The following is a 17,845-nucleotide window of genomic DNA, read 5'->3' as shown; positions in this document are numbered from 1 at the left end:
GATCGCCGTTGCGATTACCTTGCCGGATTTTCGTCGTCTCGGTCCCAATTCCTGGGATTGTTTCTGATATAGGTTCTGATGTTGTCCAGATCACGTTCATTTCTGATGACCCGTTCAAAGTAGTTCCGCTGCCAGATTTTCCCGATCATATCCAAACCGTTCTCTTCTATGTAAACAAGAACATCGTGGACCGACATCGATTTAAACGCCCCAACCACCGCACCAAGTGTAGGGGTAGGCCTCGCGCCTACCCTCTTTTCGGCATCACACTGCTCCGATTGATCCTGTTCATTGATGACCACAATGCCATGGAGGTGATTCGGCATAATCACATATTCGTCCAACGACAGCATCGGAAAACGTTCGGGCAACGTTCGCCAATTGCGATTCACAATTTCACCGATTGGCGTCAGTTCTAACAGGTGTGCAGTGTCGGGTTTGAGGTTGGATTCGAGATTGGGAGGCGTTTCAGGAGAATGGGTAGCCGCGAGGGCTACCCCTACAGGATGTATAGGTTTTGGTGGGTTTACCAATATCTGATCGCCGTTTCGAGTGCAAATCGTTACGAAATACGCGCCGCCTTTTGAATAGTCATACTCGGCCAACCGAATCGAGTGGCGATGATGTTTTTGATGATCGTAGTTCATCGTGGATCATAACGCTGGAGTTAAGCCGCGGCGCGGCGCGTAGCGCCGTCGGCTTGAACGACTTGTTAGGGCTTACCTATTACCTTTAAATATTTCTCGAAGACTTGGTAAATCTACGATATCAAGCGCCGGAACATTAAAAGAAGCACCAAATCTCATTGCTTTTGGCCGCACGCCATATAAAGAATGTGATGAAATTTTGATAACAAATTGAAGGCCGCCACCCACAAAGTGTGAGGTACTCCCCAGTTATAGGACAGCTATCGAGAGAAAATAAGTTTGTTCATGCGGCTTTCGGAATCAGTCGTTTATTGGCAGAATAGACTTTTGCCGGAACCTGACCATCAAGCGCTTTGTGGCGACGAACCGTGTTGTAGTCGTTGAACCAATGCTTCAGGCCTTTGTAGAGTTCGAGACCATCGGCTGGTGGGTTCAGGTAAATGTACTCATACTTGACGCTCCGCCATAACCGTTCGATGAAGACGTTGTCAATTGCTCGGCCTTTGCCATCCATGGAGAGTGCAGACTTGGACTCTGTGATGACGGCTTCGGCAAAGACCTCGCTGGTGAACTGGCTGCCCTGATCGGTGTTGAGAATCTTGGGTGCCCCGTGCAACCGCACGGCTTCAAGCAAGACCTCGGCACACCATTTGGCATCCATGGTATTCGACACCGACCAGTTCAGCACATAGCGGCTTTTCAGGTCGATGATGGCCATCAGGTACATGAATCCATGGGCCATCGGCACATAAGTGATATCAGCTGCCCAATCATGGACACTGTGCCTGATCACAAGTCCCCGGAGCAGATACGGATAGACCTTATGGCCCGGCGCCGGTTTCGAGGTGTTCGGCTTGGGGCCGATGGCTTCCAGACCCATAAGGCGATAGAGCCGCCGTACCCGTTTGAGGTTGATCTTGTAGCCTTTGTCCATACTCAGCCATTGCCACATACGGTAAACGCCGTAGTATGGCCTCAGCAGGTACTGCTCATCAATCAGCCGCATGAGCTCACGATTCAGCTTCGAGGTCTTTATCGGCTGATAATACAGGCCTGATCGGTGGATCGAAAGCAGGTCGCACTGGCGTTGCATGCTGATACTGAGATACTCCCCAAAAATAGGACGGCTGGTTAAATTGGATCAACAAAAACCCAGCAGTCACTATGAAACAAACACGCCGCAAGTTTACGCCTGAATTCAAAACAAAGGTCGTCCTGGAAGCCCTCAGTGAACGGCTTCCCATGGCAGAACTCGCCCAGAAGCATGAGCTTCATCCGAACCAGATCACTCAATGGAAACGGGAGTTCCTCGACAAGACCTCCGATGTCTTTTCGAAAGGTGAAAAGGCTAGGAAAACCGAGCAGGATTATCAGCAGGAGAGCGAAGAACTCTACAAAACCATCGGCCAATTGAAGGTTGAGGTCGACTGGCTCAAAAAAAAATTGCAGTCGTAAAATCGCTCTCGGAACGACGCTCCATGGTTGAGAAAGAACATAGCGGTATCAGCATGCAACGCCAGTGCGACCTGCTTTCGATCCACCGATCAGGCCTGTATTATCAGCCGATAAAGACCTCGAAGCTGAATCGTGAGCTCATGCGGCTGATTGATGAGCAGTACCTGCTGAGGCCATACTACGGCGTTTACCGTATGTGGCAATGGCTGAGTATGGACAAAGGCTACAAGATCAACCTCAAACGGGTACGGCGGCTCTATCGCCTTATGGGTCTGGAAGCCATCGGCCCCAAGCCGAACACCTCGAAACCGGCGCCGGGCCATAAGGTCTATCCGTATCTGCTCCGGGGACTTGCGATCAAGCACAGCGACCATGTTTGGGCAACTGATATCACCTATGTGCCGATGGCCCATGGATTCATGTACCTGATGGCCATCATTGACCTGAAAAGCCGCTAAGTGCTGAACTGGTCGGTGTTGAATACCATGGATGCCAAATGGTGTGCCGAGGTCTTGCTTGAAGCCGTGCGGTTGCACGGGGCACCCAAGATTCTCAACACCGATCAGGGCAGCCAGTTCACCAGCGAGGTCTTTGCCGAAGCCGTCATCACAGAGTCCAAGTCTGCACTCTCCATGGATGGCAAAGGCCGAGCAATTGACAACGTCTTCATCGAACGGTTATGGCGGAGCGTCAAGTATGAGTACATTTACCTGAACCCACCAGCCGATGGTCTCGAACTCTACAAAGGCCTGAAGCATTGGTTCAACGACTACAACACGGTTCGTCGCCACAAAGCGCTTGATGGTCAGGTTCCGGCAAAAGTCTATTCTGCCAATAAACGACTGATTCCGAAAGCCGCATGAACAAACTTATTTTCTCTCGATAGCTGTCCTATAACTGGGGAGTACCTCACTTTTACCAGTTGATGTCTTGAAAAACTCAATGGTTCGCATAAATGTTAACAAATAAGATCAAATCCGTAAGGTTGGGAGGCTACGAATTGACTAAGGAGAAACTTGAAACAATTTAATCCAAAGATGGCAAGAAATGCCAGCGAGCACTATGAGTTGGCAGCAAAGTTACTCCGACTCCCCTGCCACCGCCCTCAACATCTCCTCATACGCCGCGCTCATCTCGACCTTGCGTCGCGCCATCACCTTTCGCGCCGTCTCGACAGCTTTGTCGGCTTCGTATCGTGACGTGCCGGTGTTCCCGTCGCCCCAGGAGAATGACGGGACGTACTTCGCGGGCATTCCGTTGCCGAAGATGTTGGACGAAGTGCCGACCACCGTGCCGGTGTTGAAGCGGGTGCCGATGGAGCATTTCGAGTGCTCGCCCATCAACAGGCCGAGGAACTGCTGGCCGGTGGCTATTTTGCCGTGCGCGGTCTCGATGCTCACCTGGCTGTAGTTGTTCTTGAGGTCGGAGGTGTCGGTGCCCGCGCCGAGGTTGCACCAGCTCGAAATGTAGGAGTGGCCGAGGAAGCCGTCGTGCTGCTTGTTCGAGAACGGCTCCATGATCGAATCCTCGATCTCGCCGCCTGCCTTCACGCCGCCGCCGACAAAGACGTTGCTGTAAATCCTCGCGCCACTCTTCACCCTCGCGCCCGGCGCGATAAAGACGTTCTCCATCAGCAGCGCCACCGGCTCCACCACCGCGCGCGCGCAAATAAAGATAAAGCCGTCCGAGGCGTCGAGCACCGCTCCGGCCTTCACCTCCGCGCCCTTTTCGACGGTGATCGCGGACGGATTGACAAGAATCGCTGACGGATGCACCTCGCCGTCGATGCGTCCGAGCGCCAGAGCCTCGCCGTCCTCGCGCATCATCGCCGGGTGCATCGTCACGGGATCCCAGAGATTCTCGATCAAACGGAACCCGGAAACTTCGACGCAGGAGAACGCACCGGCCAGCATCATGCCATCGATGGTATCCGGAAACACCGTATTTAAAACATGAAGCGGCTCGGCCTTAGTGCGGCAGAAGAGGAGATTGCCGTTCTGAACGATAGCCTCGCCCAACGCGATCCGCTCCGCGTCGATGAACTGCGTCACCGCCGCATCGCAGATGAGCCGCCCGTTGACCAGCAGCACCTCATCCTCCAGAACGCTGTTGACCACCGAGCCGGGATTGGCCTCCGCAAACCACGGCGCGATGTGGCGGCGCAAGTGCCAGGTGAGCATCTGCCGACCGCCGAAGGCCGCGACGAAGCGCTCCCTGAGCGAATGGCAACCGGTCACGAGATTGTACACCGGCTTCAGGTCGGCGAGCGGCGTGAAGCGGGGCGTTTTTTCGTCTTCAAAAATGATGACCTGCATGGGAATCGATTTTTCGTTATGGCTCGTAAAGCATCTCGACCGCGAGCGGCTCGGCGGTAATGGCGATTGCGCCGCCAGCCTTGTCGATCACCTCGCCATCCATGTGCATGGCCTCGCTTACGGAGAGGAACACATTGACCGACTTTGCCTTGCAGTAGATGACTTTGGAATCGTAAATCTGGCTCCCCTTCAGATATTTCAGCACATATCCGGGCAAGCGCCATTTGGGGATCGCCTTGAGAATGCACACATCGAGTAGCCCGTCGCATGGATCGGCATCCGGCGAGATGCGGAACTTCCCACCCTCGACCTTTCCGTTGGAGACCGAAAAGGCGAACACCGGCTCGTATAGATCAACCATCCCCTCAACGGTATCGAGCGTAATATGCATTTTTACAGCACTATAACCCAAAAGCACCTTCACCAGCGCCCAGGCATACGAGAGTTCGCCTCTCAGCCACGGCGTCGCCTTCACCGTGCTGGCAATCCGCCCAGTAAAGCCGATGCCGATGGAGTTGACGAAGTAGCGCGACTCGCCCCCGCCGAACTCGACCTTGCCGAGATCGACGCGGCGGCTGGCCGATCCAGCAAAGCCGCGGATGCGCGCCTCGTGCTCTTTTGTCGAGGGATTGAAGGTTTTGAGGAAATCGTTGGCTGATCCGACCGGCAGAACCCCGATCTTCACCGCCTGACCCGCGACGGCGTTGACCACCTCGTTGAGCGTACCGTCGCCGCCGCAGGCGATGAGCGTCGCGCCATCTCGGGCGGCGGCGCGGGCGATCTCGCCGGCGTGTCCGGCGAAGCGCGTCGTTTCAAGCGACGCCGTCTCGAAGTGCGCGAGCGAGCGCTCGATGAGATCGGCTTTCGAGGCGGCGCGCCCCTTGTCGGCAGCGGGATTGAAAATGAAGGTAACGCTACCGCCCATCGCCGTTTCCGGTGTGGTGAAAAATCGCCCCGGCTTGGAGTTCGCCGATGGGCAGTTCATATGCCTCCCGCAAGGCCGACACAATTCCCGTAGCGCTGCGCAGAAGCTGCTCCATGGTCCGGCCGAAGCCCTCTTCGCTGCCGTAATAAGGGTCTTCGATTTCCGCGCCCGCGTCGGAGTGGGCGAAATCGGTCATCATGTGCACCGGCACCGGCAGACCGTCGAGCGCGTCGAGCATGTCACGATGATTCTCTGCATCCATCGCGAAAATCCGGTCGAAACGACCAAGATCGAGATCGTCAATGCACTGCGCCCGAATCGAAGAGATGTCGATGCCGTGGCGCTCCGCAGACCGAACAGCGCGGTGGTCGGGAGAGGAACCGGACTGGTAGCACACCGTTCCGGCAGATTCGACTTCAAAGAAGCCACCAGCTCCGTGCAGCGACGCGGCGTGTCCGAAAGCGCCCTCCGCCATCGGAGAACAGCAGATATTTTCGTAACAGACAAAAAGTATTCTTACCGGCATGGCTTAAAATTTGATTGAAACAGAACGACAAACCCATGCAAAATTGAGCTTATAACGTAAAATATTATCACGTAAACAGTTTTTTAAAACCATATAATATCGGATATTTAAGTAGTTTGTATAGTTTCCTGTAATTTTCATCTCCTCAACTCCTAAAGTCCCTCACCATGACCCAGTGCCCAGTTTCAGGACTTTCGGTTACCGAAAAGAACATTGGAGCTTCGAAAATCGCCAGGGCAATTATACCAGAAAATACAGCCTGATCGGCAATGATATCATTCATGTGCAGGAACTGGCCAGCCAGGGCATCATTCCGGATCATCTGTATTCCGCCGATTTCACATCACTGATTGGCGAAGAAAATCTCACCGGCAAGCCGGTATTTATTATGATCGATTGTGAGCCCATCATCGATCTCAAATTCTCATACAAGAGAGAGTTCACGAACCTGCTCACCGCCCAGGAGTCCGACCTCCGGCTTATTGTGCTTTATAATATCAAGCCATCCGTCAGGCTTCAGCTTGAAATGTTGCAAAGCCTCTCAACAGAGAAGCTGCCGGTCATGCTCTGCGAATCATACAAAGAGGCGGTAACCTCAATTCTCGACTTCAAATCAGGCAATGTTGCCAGTACAAAACCCGATGCAGGAACAGACAAGGCTTTCAGCAATGCGTTCCTTGCCGAAGTATCGAGAATACTCATGCTCAGGCAGTTCAACCAGCTGGAAATATTCCCTCCTGAAAATCACGCCTCATACCCGTATTTCGAAATTCTCGATATGATGCGCCGCGACCTGCAAGCTCTGGAGGAGGAGCATCAGCAGAGCATCGAAAGGATAGAACAGGAGTTCCGGGTACTTCTGGCCAGCAAGAATTCGTTGCTCGACGAGCAGATCGAGATATGCAAAAGGAGCGAGCAGCGATTCAAGGCAGAGAAGTCCGCACTGCTTTCCAGAATTGCCGCACAGGAGATCGAAGCCACCAGAATTTCAACGGCAAATGCCGAAAAAAACGCTGCTCTGCGCTCTTTGTGCGAAATGATCGAGAAGATCAACATCGATCCGGCAGCAATGGAGAAGATTTCAGCCCAATGCGCCACGCTCTTCGAAACCAGCAACCAGGCCGCGCTGATCAACACCGAACTTACTGAAACAGACTCCGTCTTCCTCTCCAAACTCCAGAAAAAGCACCCGAATCTCAATCAGAGAGAGCTCAGAATCAGCCTGATGATCAAGCTGGACTATCACTCACGCGACATCGCCAGGTCTCTCGGCCTGTCGACCAGAGGCATCGAAAGCATCCGCTACCGGCTGCACAAGAAAATCGGTCTCGACAAACACAACTCCCTTAAGACCTATCTTACGAACCTGGCCACCGAATCGCTCTGAGTCGCCAAGTGAAGCGCTGCATTCATGCATTTGCCGTTACCAAACCGAAACATGCATGAATGCCGGTGAATGCTCACGGCAAAAAAAGTATCCCCACCACAGAATCCTGCCAGAACGATACGTTAAACACGATATCGATTCAACAAAGAAAATTCGCCACACGTATTACCTGATCCTCCGTAATTATTGGGAATAATAGAAGGAAAAGTTGTATAATATGTGTAACATCTGCGTCATAACAGTATAATTATACTTCATGACAGCTGGCTTTAATAACGCAATTAATTGAAGCGCCATGCAAACCTGCCCAGTTTCCAATCTTCCGGTTACCTCAAAACACAACTGGAAATCAATCCCGGCCGGTGCCGACTATGTCAAACGCCTCGAGCTTATAGGTGACAACATTTTTCACCACTATGTCGAGTCGGATCATCCGATAACGCTGAACTCCATGAGCATCGAGCTGGTTCACGATGTGCTCGAAGAGAGTGGAATCAAGGGCTCTCCGCTCTACCTCCTGTGGGACATGAACAACATCAGCGACATATCATTCCAGTACAAGCAGGGCATTAACGACATCGTCTACCGCTCGGGTCTCGATTTTGCCGTAGTCGTTTTTTACAACATCAACGAGTCGTGCAGAATCATCATCGAAACCTTCGCCGCAATGGCGCCCCACACGATGACAGTCCTGCTCAGGGAAGGCTATCGCGATGCGATGACCACCCTCCTGGAGTACCGGTCAGGCAAAGCTCCCGAGAAGCCGGAGGATCAGGATGTCGATGAAGAAATCTCGATGAAAAATGAATTTCTCGCGACTATTGCCAGAATTTCGTGGCTCAACATGCTCAATCAGAAAATATTCCTTCCACCCACCGATAGTCCCTTCTACCCCTACTTCAAGGCTATCGATCACATGCAGGAGGATCTGAAAGCCAGAGAAGAACTCCATGAAAAGGAGATGCGCCAGCTCAAGGCAGAAAACGAGCAAAAGCTGAGTCAGAAAATCATCCAGCTCAATGCCCAAATCGAACTGGGCAAAAAAGAGATCCAGCGATTCGAGCAGGAAAAAACTGCGCTGAAATCCAGAATCGCCGCTCAGGAGATGGAGCTGACAAGAATTTCCACGGCTGTCGGCGAAAAGACCTCTTCCCTGCACCTGATCTGCGACCAGATCAAGAGCCTCGACATCGAATCGGCGGCCAAGCAGAAGATTCTCGAGGAGTGCCACAGTATGATCGAGACCGAACTGACCGAAAAACGTCTCAAAACCGAACTCACCGTCGGCGACTCGGAGTTCCTCTCCAAGCTTCAGAAAAAGCACCCGAACCTCAACCAGCGTGAACTCAGGGTAAGCCTGATGGTCAAGCTCAACTACGACACGCGGGAGATCGCGCGGTCAATCGGCATTTCGACCAGAGGCATGGAGAGCATCCGCTACCGGATGCACCGAAAACTCGGTCTGGACAAGCACAAGTCGATCAAGACCTACCTGTCAGAACTCGCATCGGAAGTGATCTGACACCTGACAGACACCACCGAATCAAACCGCCGGGGTGCAATCAACGCCCCGGTTTGTTTTTTACGCCATCCCACCCCAACGCAATACTACGGCTATCGGCACGCATAACAGTAGAGGCAGCCGTGTCCGCAAGTTCCGTATGCGCCGATGTCCTTGCTCACGATGCAGCCACAGGCCTTGCGCTGCCCCTGATGCTTCAGCGCAGCGCTGACTGGCGCATCGCCAGGAAAAAGGGTGCCGCCGCCGAGAAATTCTATCAGTTCACCGTCGTCGCCGAAGCAGCTCGCCAGCAAATGGCCATCGATACACCGGCTTTTTGCAATCCCTGCCAGTTCACTATCCTCGGCACAGGCCGAAAGTTCGAGTCCCCAATCCTTGTTGCGTTCGACCAGCCGGGCGGCGAACTCGTCCATCTCCTCCGGCGTAAACTCGCGAGCGCCAGCGCCTATGCGTGACAAACGGCGACGTGCCGCCCGGTAACATTCGATGTCGGCGAAGCTGACGACAAGTCTCCGCGTGCAGCCGCGCAACGCTCCGGCAAGGCGCTCAATCCGTTCCAGCAGCACATCGGCGGTGAGGCGGTCGGTCAGCACGAGCGGGTCGAAGCGCCAGACGATGCGCTCCGGGCCGATGCGTCCAGCAAGCTGGCGGAAGGTCTCGAGCCGTTCGGCGAGCGGCGGAACGCCCGGTTCGAAGCCGTCAGTCTCGTAGTCATTCAGGGTGAACTGGAAGTAGTAGTTGATGCCCAAGGCATCGATTTCGGAGAGGTGCGGCAACAGTGGTGCGGGGTTCTTGCTCCAGAAAACCACGGCTCGCGTTTTACGGAACGAGACGTATTGCGTCTGCCGGGCGTTGAATGGATTACGCCACTGCACGTAGCCCGCGCGGAGCCGCGCCATGAACCATTCGGCGTGAAATGCCGGAAGGTCGGTGGCGCGGCTGGCTGAAACGATCACCGGCGCAATCGCCTCGACCGTTTCGCCGGTCTCGATGCGAATCGGCAGCTTATCCCATCCCCGGAACGCCATCGCCGCGCCCGGTCAGCCCGGCAGAAGCAGCGTCTTGATGTTGACGAACTCGCGGATACCGTGGTGCGACAGCTCACGCCCGTAACCCGACTTCTTGACACCGCCGAACGGCAGGCGCGGGTCGGACTTGACCATCGAGTTGATAAAGCAGCTTCCCGCTTCGAGCCGCCGGGCGATGCCGAGCGCGCGGTCGGTATCCTGCGAAAAGACCGCCGAGCCGAGTCCGAACTCGCTGTCGTTGGCAATGGCGATCGCCTCTTCATCATCGGCTACCTCAATAATGGTGGCCACCGGGCCGAAGATCTCCTCCGAGTAAGCGGGCATTCCCGGTTTGACGCCGGAGAGCACGGTCGGCGGATAGTACCAGCCCGGCGCGTTCGGCACCTGGCCGCCGCAGAGCAGCTCAGCCCCGGCCTCGACGCTCCGCTGCACCTGCGCATGGACGAGGTCGCGCAGGTCTTCGCGGGCAATCGGCCCGACCTCGGTGCCCTCGCGGAACGGATCGCCCATCACCGCCCGCTGCATCTTTTCGACAATCATCCGCGTGAATTCGCCGATCACGCCCGACTGCACGATGAAGCGCTTGGCGGCAATGCAGCTCTGGCCCGCGTTGAGCAGCCGTCCCGCGACGCACACATCGACCGCCTGGCGCAGATCGGCGTCGTCGAGGACGATGTAGGGGTCACTGCCGCCCAGCTCCAGCACGCTGCGCTTCAGCGCCTTGCCCGCCTTGGCAGCCACCGCCTGACCCGCGCCGGTGCTGCCGGTCACGGAGACCGCCTTGATCACCGGATGGTCGATCATGAAGCCGGTCAAACGGTCAACCTCGTCGAGGTCGATGTGCAGCGCGCGGTAGAGGTGCTCTGGAAACCCGGCATCGCGGAACAGCTTTTCAATGGCAATCGCACAGCCGGTCACGTTCGGCGCGTGCTTCACCACGATGCCGTTGCCTGCCATGAGGATCGGCGCAGCGAAGCGCAGCACCTGCCAGTAAGGAAAGTTCCACGGCATCACGCCGAGAATCACCCCAAGCGGGTCGAAGGTCACCATACCCGTTGCGCCGTCGATCTCGCTCTTTTCGGGCTGGAGAAACTCCTCCGCATGGTCAGCAAAGTAATCGCACACCCAGGCGCACTTGTTCACCTCGGCCACCGCCTGCGAGAGCGGCTTGCCCATCTCAAGCGTAATAATCCGCCCGTGCTCGGCAGCCTCCGTACGAAGCAGCTCGCCGAGCCGTTTCATGCAGGCGCTCCGCTCCTCGAAGCCGGTCGTGCGCCACTGACGGAAATCGCCGTCAGCCTGGCGAAGCACGGTATCGATCTGCCCGGCAATCATCACCGGATATTCGGCAAGCTTTTCGCCGGTCGCTGGATTGATGGTAACGATCATAGCTATGGGTTCTTTTTGGTATTCGGGTTATGGATTACTCTTGTCATGCTGAACGGAGCAAAGCGAAGTGAAGAATCCAGCCTCTTCGGAAACAGGCAGATAAATCATTAATTCATTTCACCTTATGTAACTCTCTGGATTCTTCGCCCGACAAAGTCGGACTCAGAATGACAGGACTCTGCTCCAGATTCCCTGGCAAATTATTATTGCTGATGTGTTATTCGCTCCAGATCCACGCCCGACGACAACACCCTACTCACTCCTCAAGCGAATCGAGCAGGGCGAGGTAGCTCTCGTAGCGTTCCGGGGCGATAGACTCCGACTCGACCGCCGCAATCACGGCACACCCCGGTTCAACCGTGTGGCTGCACGACGAAAAGGCGCACTCCGGCATGTAGCGCAGAAACTCCGTGTAGTAGAAGCGCAGGTTCTCTCGGGTGATGCCGGAGAGGTTGAACTCGCGGATGCCCGGTGTATCGATCACGTAGCCACCACCCGGCAGCGAAAACATCGCCGAACTGGTGGTGGTGTGCACCCCCTTGCCGGTCTTGCAGCTCGTCTCGGCAGTCCGCAGCTCCTCGCGTCCGACAAGCAGGTTGATGATCGTCGATTTTCCCACGCCGGAGTGGCCGCTGAAGGCCGACATGCGGTCGTGCAGCAGCTCGCGCAACTCCTCGATTCCCCGGCCATCCTCGGCGCTGACGAGGCAGATGTTGCAATCGAGCTGGCGATAGACCTCCAGATCCTCTTCGACCATGCCATCTTCGTCGAGATCGATCTTGTTGACCACGATCAGAAGCGGCAACTTCTCCGATTCGGCGAAGACGAGGTAGCGATCCACGAGGCGGCTGTTGAAGGGCGGATCGTCGAACGAGGTGATCAGCACGAGCTGGTCGATGTTCGCGACGATGACCTGCTCCTTCTCCTTGCTCCGGTTGCGCCTCACCTCCCGCCGTCGAACCAGCGCCGTGCACCGCTTTTCGACGCGGGTAATCACCCCTTCCGCCATGTCGGTCTCTGAGACCTTCAGCCTGAACCCAACCCGGTCGCCAACCGCCACGAGATTTGCACCCTCGTTTTCGCTCACGGTGCTGGGCACGGTTCGGCACCTGACCTTCAGGCCATCAGCGGTTTCAACGATATAGGATGCGCCGGTAACCCGCGTCACCACACCCGAAAGCGTTTCTTTCATGCAAAAAGGCTGAACTTGATTATCCCCCGCCGCACCGATATGCCGACCCTGGGCGGGACGAATCGGGGTAGGAGCGCAAAACATTGAATATAATCTTTTTCGATTCCATTACGGAAGCTGCTGCCCCCCCAATCATTGGCTTTGATAGCAGGATAAACTGCTTGTAGTGGACACTCACCCCACATCGGCCAGCGAAATGCGCTTGCGGAAATGGGTCATGTAGTAATCCCTGATAAGGGCGTGATCCGGATGCGAAAGCGCTTCGTCGCGGCGGATCAGCTCGAAGGCGGCAGCTCGCGCCGAGCGCATGATGTCGCCGTCGGTGAGCAGGTCGGCGATCTTCAGGCCGCTCGCCGCGCCGGACTGCTCGCGGCCCAGCATGTTGCCCGCGCCGCGAATCTGCAAGTCGATCTCGGAGAGGCGGAAGCCGTCGCCGGTCGAGGCGAGCGCCTGCAATCGCTCCTTGGCATCACCGGCAAGCTTCGTGTAAACAAGGTAGCACGACGAGGCGTGTTCGCCGCGCCCGACGCGCCCCCGGAGCTGGTGAAGCTGCGAAATACCGAAGCGTTCGGCGTGCTCGATCACCATGATGGTGGCGTTGGGCACATCGACGCCCACCTCGATCACCGTCGTGCCAACGAGAATGTCGAGCCGCCCGCTGCGAAACTCCGCCATCACCGCCTCCTTCTCCACCGCCGGAAGCTGGCCATGAATCAGCCCGAGCCGCAGCTCCGGGAACACCTCGCTTTTGAGCTGCTCGTAGCTTTCGGTGGCCGCCTTCAAATCCATCTTCTCCGACTCCTCAACCAGCGGATAGACGATATACGCCTGCCGCCCCTCGGCGATCTGCTTGCGTAGCAGTCGATACAGCTCCGGCTTCTGCTCCTCGCGGCAGAGGCGCGTCTGGATCGGCTTGCGCCCGGCGGGCATTTCGGCGATGACAGAGACGTCGAGGTCACCGTAGATGCCCATCGTGAGCGTACGCGGAATCGGCGTGGCGGTCATGAGCAGCACGTGCGGGTTCTCGGCTTTTTCCTGCAACGCCTTGCGCTGCAACACGCCGAAGCGGTGCTGCTCGTCGATGATGACGAGGCCGAGCCGGTGGAACTGCACGCCTGCTTCGATGATAGCGTGGGTGCCGACGGCGATGTCGATTTCGCCCCGTTCGAGCCGGGCAAGTTGCACCTCGCGCTCTTTTTTCTTCTGGCGACCGGTCAGGAGCGCGACGCGGATACCGAGCGGTTCGAGCGAATGCTTGAGACCGGCGTAATGCTGAAAGGCGAGAATTTCGGTCGGCGCCATGAAGGCCGCCTGCAAGCCGTTATCGACCGCAAGCGTCATGGCGAACTGCGCTACGAGCGTCTTGCCCGAACCCACGTCGCCCTGCAAAAGGCGATTCATCTGGCGACCGCTTTTGAGATCGTGGTAGATTTCGCGCACCGCCTGCTTCTGCGCTCCGGTCATGGTGAAGGGCAGCCGCTCGTGCAGCCCGGCAGTCTTTTCGCCGGAGCGCTCGAACCGCGCCGAGGTGAGGTGCCTTCGCTCTTCGGTACGGCGCAGGGCGAAAAAGAGCTGCGCGAAAAACAGCTCGCTCCACTTCATGCGGTAGCGCGCCTGTTCGAGCGCTTCGGCGGAGTCAGGAAAATGGAGCTGCCGGTACGCCTCGCCGATAGGCATCAGGTTATAGGAATCGATGATCTCCGGGCTGAGGTACTCCGTGATGCGCAACGGCTGCTCGCGGAATGCGCGGTACACGATGCGCCACAGCGCCGCCGAATTGAGGCCCGCCTGCTTCATCGCCTCGGTGGTGGGGTAGATCGGGATGATCGCGCCAGTCTTGTAGAGTTCGTCGTCCCGCTGACCGTCGCCGCTCTCGTCATCGCCGCCAAGCTTGTCGAAGTCGGGATGCTGCATCCCCGGCGTGCGTCCGAAAAAGGTGACGCGCCCGTGCGCTGCAACCAGCTCGCCGCTGCGGATGGTTTTGGAGAAGTAGTGCACGCCGCGAAACCAGGTCAGTTCGAGCACGCCCGAGCCGTCGCTGATCTGCGCCTTGAAGCGCGAGCCGCCGCGCCCGCCACTTTCGATCCGCGTGCCAATGACGCTGCCCACGACGGTGACGGCCTCGCCGTCGCGCAATGCGCCGATTTTCTTGATTGTGGTGCGGTCGAGGTAGCGGCGCGGGAAGCAGTCGTAGAGGTCGGCAATCGAGCGAATGCCCGCCTCGGCCAGTATCGCCGCGCGCTTCGGGCCGACGCCCTTGATCCCTTGTAACGGTAAAAACGGAGGCATGACGAATTGGCGTCGCTGCTTGTTTATTAGCAGAAAAAAGAGTTAATTCTTGATCAATTTTTTATTGTCATCCAAGCAACGTAATCCCAAAGGTCATGAAACCAGAGATTCACCCAAAGTATACGAAAGTTACCGTCAACTGCGCGAACTGCGGCACCACCTTCGAAACCCGCTCTACCAGGAACAACATCAAGGTCGATATTTGCAGCAAGTGCCATCCTTTCTACACCGGCAAGCAGGTGCTCGTCGATACCGCTGGCCGCGTCGATCGTTTTAACAAGCGCTTCGCCAAAGCTGCTCCCAAAGCCAGCGCCCAGTAAGCGATTGCCTGAAACAATCAATCCGATACTGCCATGACTGTCAGGGACGTTATCCAGAAAATCGAGCCTCGCATGAAGAAAACCATCGAGGCTTTCCAGCACGAACTTGCTTCGATCAGAACCGGCAAGGCCACCACGGCCTTGCTCGACCGGGTCAAGGTTGAGGCTTACGGGTCGCAGATGCCGCTTAAGCAGGTGGGCAACGTCGGCGTGCTCGACGTGCACACTCTTACGGTGCAGGTCTGGGACAAGTCGATGGTCGGCGCAACCGAACGCGCGATCCGTGACGCTGGTCTCGGCCTGAATCCGTCAGCCGACGGCCAGAATATCCGCATCAGCATTCCGCCGCTCACCGAGGAGCGCCGCAAGGAGTTCGTGAAGCTCACCAAAAAGTTCGGCGAGGATGCGAAGGTTTCGCTGCGCAACCACCGCCGCGACCTGATCCACGAAGTCGAAAAGCTTGAAAAAGAGAAGCTTATCGGTGAGGACGAGTTGAAACGTGGCAAGAAGGACGCCGACGATCTGTTGCACAAGTACGAAAAGCAGATCACCGATCTGATCGCCCAGAAGGAAAAGGAGATCATGGAGGTCTGACGACTTTTCCAAAGATCGATACCATTGCAAAAGCCGGGATTTTCCCGGCTTTTTGCGTTTGTGGGAATGGCTGACTGCGGCAATTTCCCTTTGTGAGCTTGTACGGCGTTACATTTTTTTACATTGAAATAATGTGTAGGCTGAATAATAAGGTAACGTCACCTTTCCCCACAGCAAATGCCTCACGCAAGCCCCTACATACCGATCATGAACCTCGAATACTTGGCTGAAATGCCGTTGATACCGGGTACTCGGTGGAGGCGCAGTCGGAAGCGTTGGCTAATTACCGAACCGAATGGGATGTTCGATCTGAGGCAGAGGCATCAGCTACTACACGAGTGTTTCAGCAATTCGATAGCCAAAACAAACACGCCAGTTTTTTGCGTTTATTCATTTGGGATATGGGAAATAAGACGGAACGGAGTAGATACATAAATTGACTGTAATCGTAAAAAGGAACCAAATATAATACTAACACATAAATATTAACACCATGTCAATTATTGGAACAAAAAAATTTTGGAAACCGGCTCAAGGCGCTGGCACTACACAAAAAGAAAATCAGATCTTAAAAAATACTGGATATATAAATTTACAACTCTACTGTGTAAACTATATGTCAATTGGGAATTTTTGGCAAAAAACCTTTGGAGGCAAAGACAATATTGCCTTGGCAACTAATTTAAAATATCAAACAGGAGTTGAATCAATCGAAGCGACTTCTGTACAAGATGTCAGAGTTGTAAAAACAAATAAAAACTATAACCTTGGATTACAGAAAAATATTGCAGTTAAGATTCCCGCAAGTGCCGATGCGATTACTATAGATGTAAAAATGACTGCTATTAAAGATGATAAACTTCAAGCCAAATTCGATATGCTTAACAAGCCTGAGTATCAGGCAGCACTTGAATTAGCGCCCACTGTAGTAGGACAAGTCATAACAATAACTTCATTAGTAAAAAATTATTTTCAGATTCAGACCCTCAAGCACAACTTGAGGCAAGCTATGCCTCAATTATTAGTAATGAGCAAGAATCAAATCCCGTAAATAATGGGAAGCTAACAAAAGGATATCTAATAATGATTTCAACTAATGAAGGAGACCCATTTAATAATGTAGATGAATCAAAGTTTGAGATAAAAGGAGACACCCTGCACTACAATAACAAGCAGGTTGAGAACACTTATATTATATTTAACATCTCATTTGAGCCATTAAAAGGACAAAACGAAAACGCCAATTGGTTTAAAGCTATAAACAATCTTGACAAAATCCAACTAACGACAAATAGCAAAGAAATTGAAAAAATATTTAATAATTCTAAGACCATCTGGATTGAAGGAAACGCCTTATTAGATGCGGATGCCACTTATATTAATAATGAAAAAAAATCAAGATTAAAAGCCTAGCGATAAAAACAATTAAGGATAGATACAGTGAATTAACAAACAATTCAAACCCACTCACTGCAACAACTGACGTACTTCAGGGCATTGCTGGAAAAACAGCTATGGAAATTATTAAGGAGGCACTACCGATTACTATTGAAAGATTAAGCAATAAGATAAAGCTACAGCCAGACAAAACACTAAACTTTAACAGTTATGAAAAAGCCAAACACAAGCTCACGTTCAATGAATTAATTGATGAAGATGCTGATTCATATATTAAAAAATTAAAAATAATAATTTGGACTTCAAGCTAGGAAAAAAACAATAAATACAGGCAACTCGCAGCGTAGCCAATGAGGGTTTCAGTTGTATGCCAAAAAATCTGTAGTCTCTTTAAACTATGGCATGGCTTAAGAGGAAACCGTCAATAATCCCTTACAGTCCATATTTCTCCAACTGCCATGCACAATGCCAGAACATATCATGGGATTCAAAATTGAACTAGATAAAAGGGGTTATGTAAAAAAGAGAGAGAGTTTTGATCTCGAATTCAAACAGAATTTTCAAGGCGGAGACAATCTTTTAAAATATATAAAATCCCTTGTCGGAATGTCGAATAATAAAGGCGGATCTATTATTTATGGAATTAAAGACAAACCGCACATTCTGCTTGGAATGACGAACAATAAATACAGAGACACAGACCCAGCAACAATTGACAGGCTTATTCGCGAATACTTCTCACAGGAATTAATTTGGAATTCAGTAATATTGGAATTCAATGGAAAAGAATTTGCTGAAATATCAGTAAAAGAAGCAGAAAACAAACCAATCATTTGTAAAAAAACAAAGATTGAATAA

Annotated in this window: 19 protein-coding genes; 10 read left to right on the top strand and 9 right to left on the bottom strand. The window is 53.7% G+C overall.

Features of this window, described 5'->3' with window-relative positions; translation table 11 throughout:
• Positions 1–14 precede the first annotated feature (14 nt).
• Both NY406_RS02665 and NY406_RS02660 read right to left on the bottom strand, forming a co-directional pair.
• Complete coding sequence (locus NY406_RS02665; RefSeq protein ID WP_260535278.1) at positions 15–647, bottom strand: transposase; 633 nt, start codon at positions 645–647, stop codon at positions 15–17.
• A 283-nt stretch (positions 648–930) separates the two neighbouring features.
• A complete protein-coding gene (locus NY406_RS02660) occupies positions 931–1,740 on the bottom strand; it encodes an IS3 family transposase (protein WP_260535276.1) in 810 nt (269 codons plus the stop codon).
• Positions 1,741–1,811: 71 nt separating this feature from the next.
• Between NY406_RS02660 and NY406_RS02655 the strand changes: the two genes are divergently transcribed.
• Genes NY406_RS02655 through NY406_RS02645 form a run of 3 tightly spaced genes read left to right on the top strand, consistent with a single transcriptional unit; the run spans position 1,812 to position 2,965 of the window.
• The gene (locus tag NY406_RS02655) at positions 1,812–2,102 is read left to right on the top strand and encodes a transposase (RefSeq protein ID WP_260533154.1); all 291 of its coding nucleotides are present in this window, start codon (positions 1,812–1,814) and stop codon (positions 2,100–2,102) included.
• A gap of 23 nt (positions 2,103–2,125) precedes the next feature.
• A complete protein-coding gene (locus tag NY406_RS02650; protein ID WP_260535274.1) occupies positions 2,126–2,560 on the top strand; it encodes an IS3 family transposase in 435 nt (144 codons plus the stop codon).
• Entirely contained in the window at positions 2,561–2,965 is a 405-nt protein-coding gene (locus tag NY406_RS02645) for an integrase core domain-containing protein (protein ID WP_260535272.1), read from the top strand.
• Positions 2,966–3,181: 216 nt separating this feature from the next.
• Here NY406_RS02645 and NY406_RS02640 read toward each other — a convergent pair whose 3' ends face one another.
• Genes NY406_RS02640 through NY406_RS02630 form a run of 3 tightly spaced genes read right to left on the bottom strand, consistent with a single transcriptional unit; the run spans position 3,182 to position 5,868 of the window.
• Positions 3,182–4,417: a GlmU family protein gene (locus tag NY406_RS02640; RefSeq protein ID WP_260535270.1), complete on the bottom strand. Its 1,236-nt coding sequence runs from the start codon at positions 4,415–4,417 to the stop codon at positions 3,182–3,184.
• A gap of 16 nt (positions 4,418–4,433) precedes the next feature.
• Positions 4,434–5,402 (bottom strand): diacylglycerol/lipid kinase family protein, encoded by a 969-nt coding sequence (locus NY406_RS02635; protein WP_260535268.1) that lies wholly within the window; start codon positions 5,400–5,402, stop codon positions 4,434–4,436.
• On the bottom strand, positions 5,332–5,868 hold the full coding sequence (locus NY406_RS02630; protein WP_260535266.1) for a low molecular weight protein-tyrosine-phosphatase: 537 nt from the start codon (positions 5,866–5,868) through the stop codon (positions 5,332–5,334). Before NY406_RS02630 ends, NY406_RS02635 begins: the two co-directional genes overlap by 71 nt.
• A gap of 175 nt (positions 5,869–6,043) precedes the next feature.
• On the opposite strand from NY406_RS02630, the gene NY406_RS02625 reads away from it, so the two are divergent.
• Positions 6,044–7,255, top strand: coding sequence for a helix-turn-helix transcriptional regulator (locus NY406_RS02625; RefSeq protein ID WP_260535264.1), 1,212 nt, complete (start codon positions 6,044–6,046; stop codon positions 7,253–7,255).
• 295 nt (positions 7,256–7,550) lie between these two features.
• A complete protein-coding gene (locus NY406_RS02620) occupies positions 7,551–8,777 on the top strand; it encodes a transcriptional regulator (RefSeq protein ID WP_260535262.1) in 1,227 nt (408 codons plus the stop codon).
• A gap of 92 nt (positions 8,778–8,869) precedes the next feature.
• Here the strand turns inward: NY406_RS02620 and NY406_RS02615 are convergent, their stop codons facing one another.
• The 4 genes from NY406_RS02615 to recG all read right to left on the bottom strand — a co-directional run bounded on the left by NY406_RS02615 (position 8,870) and on the right by recG (position 14,675).
• Entirely contained in the window at positions 8,870–9,805 is a 936-nt protein-coding gene (locus tag NY406_RS02615; protein ID WP_260535260.1) for a DUF1848 domain-containing protein, read from the bottom strand.
• Between the two features lie 12 nt (positions 9,806–9,817).
• Entirely contained in the window at positions 9,818–11,194 is a 1,377-nt protein-coding gene (locus tag NY406_RS02610; protein ID WP_260535259.1) for an NAD-dependent succinate-semialdehyde dehydrogenase, read from the bottom strand.
• A 256-nt stretch (positions 11,195–11,450) separates the two neighbouring features.
• Positions 11,451–12,386 (bottom strand): ribosome small subunit-dependent GTPase A, encoded by a 936-nt coding sequence (rsgA, locus tag NY406_RS02605; RefSeq protein WP_260535256.1) that lies wholly within the window; start codon positions 12,384–12,386, stop codon positions 11,451–11,453.
• Between the two features lie 174 nt (positions 12,387–12,560).
• The gene (gene recG / locus NY406_RS02600; RefSeq protein WP_260535255.1) at positions 12,561–14,675 is read right to left on the bottom strand and encodes an ATP-dependent DNA helicase RecG; all 2,115 of its coding nucleotides are present in this window, start codon (positions 14,673–14,675) and stop codon (positions 12,561–12,563) included.
• Between the two features lie 95 nt (positions 14,676–14,770).
• Between recG and rpmE the strand changes: the two genes are divergently transcribed.
• The 5 genes from rpmE (at position 14,771) to NY406_RS02575 (ending at position 17,845) form a co-directional block, all read left to right on the top strand.
• Entirely contained in the window at positions 14,771–14,995 is a 225-nt protein-coding gene (rpmE, locus tag NY406_RS02595; RefSeq protein ID WP_260535254.1) for a 50S ribosomal protein L31, read from the top strand.
• Between the two features lie 33 nt (positions 14,996–15,028).
• Positions 15,029–15,589, top strand: coding sequence for a ribosome recycling factor (gene frr / locus NY406_RS02590; RefSeq protein ID WP_260535253.1), 561 nt, complete (start codon positions 15,029–15,031; stop codon positions 15,587–15,589).
• A 493-nt stretch (positions 15,590–16,082) separates the two neighbouring features.
• On the top strand, positions 16,083–16,640 hold the full coding sequence (locus NY406_RS02585; protein WP_260535251.1) for a hypothetical protein: 558 nt from the start codon (positions 16,083–16,085) through the stop codon (positions 16,638–16,640).
• A gap of 32 nt (positions 16,641–16,672) precedes the next feature.
• Entirely contained in the window at positions 16,673–17,002 is a 330-nt protein-coding gene (locus NY406_RS02580; RefSeq protein ID WP_260535249.1) for a hypothetical protein, read from the top strand.
• A 465-nt stretch (positions 17,003–17,467) separates the two neighbouring features.
• Positions 17,468–17,845, top strand: coding sequence for a helix-turn-helix domain-containing protein (locus NY406_RS02575; RefSeq protein ID WP_260535247.1), 378 nt, complete (start codon positions 17,468–17,470; stop codon positions 17,843–17,845).

Source organism: Chlorobaculum sp. MV4-Y, assembly GCF_025244685.1.
Classification (GTDB): Bacteria; Bacteroidota; Chlorobiia; order Chlorobiales; family Chlorobiaceae; genus Chlorobaculum.
This window is presented reverse-complemented; position numbering and strand designations above follow the sequence as displayed.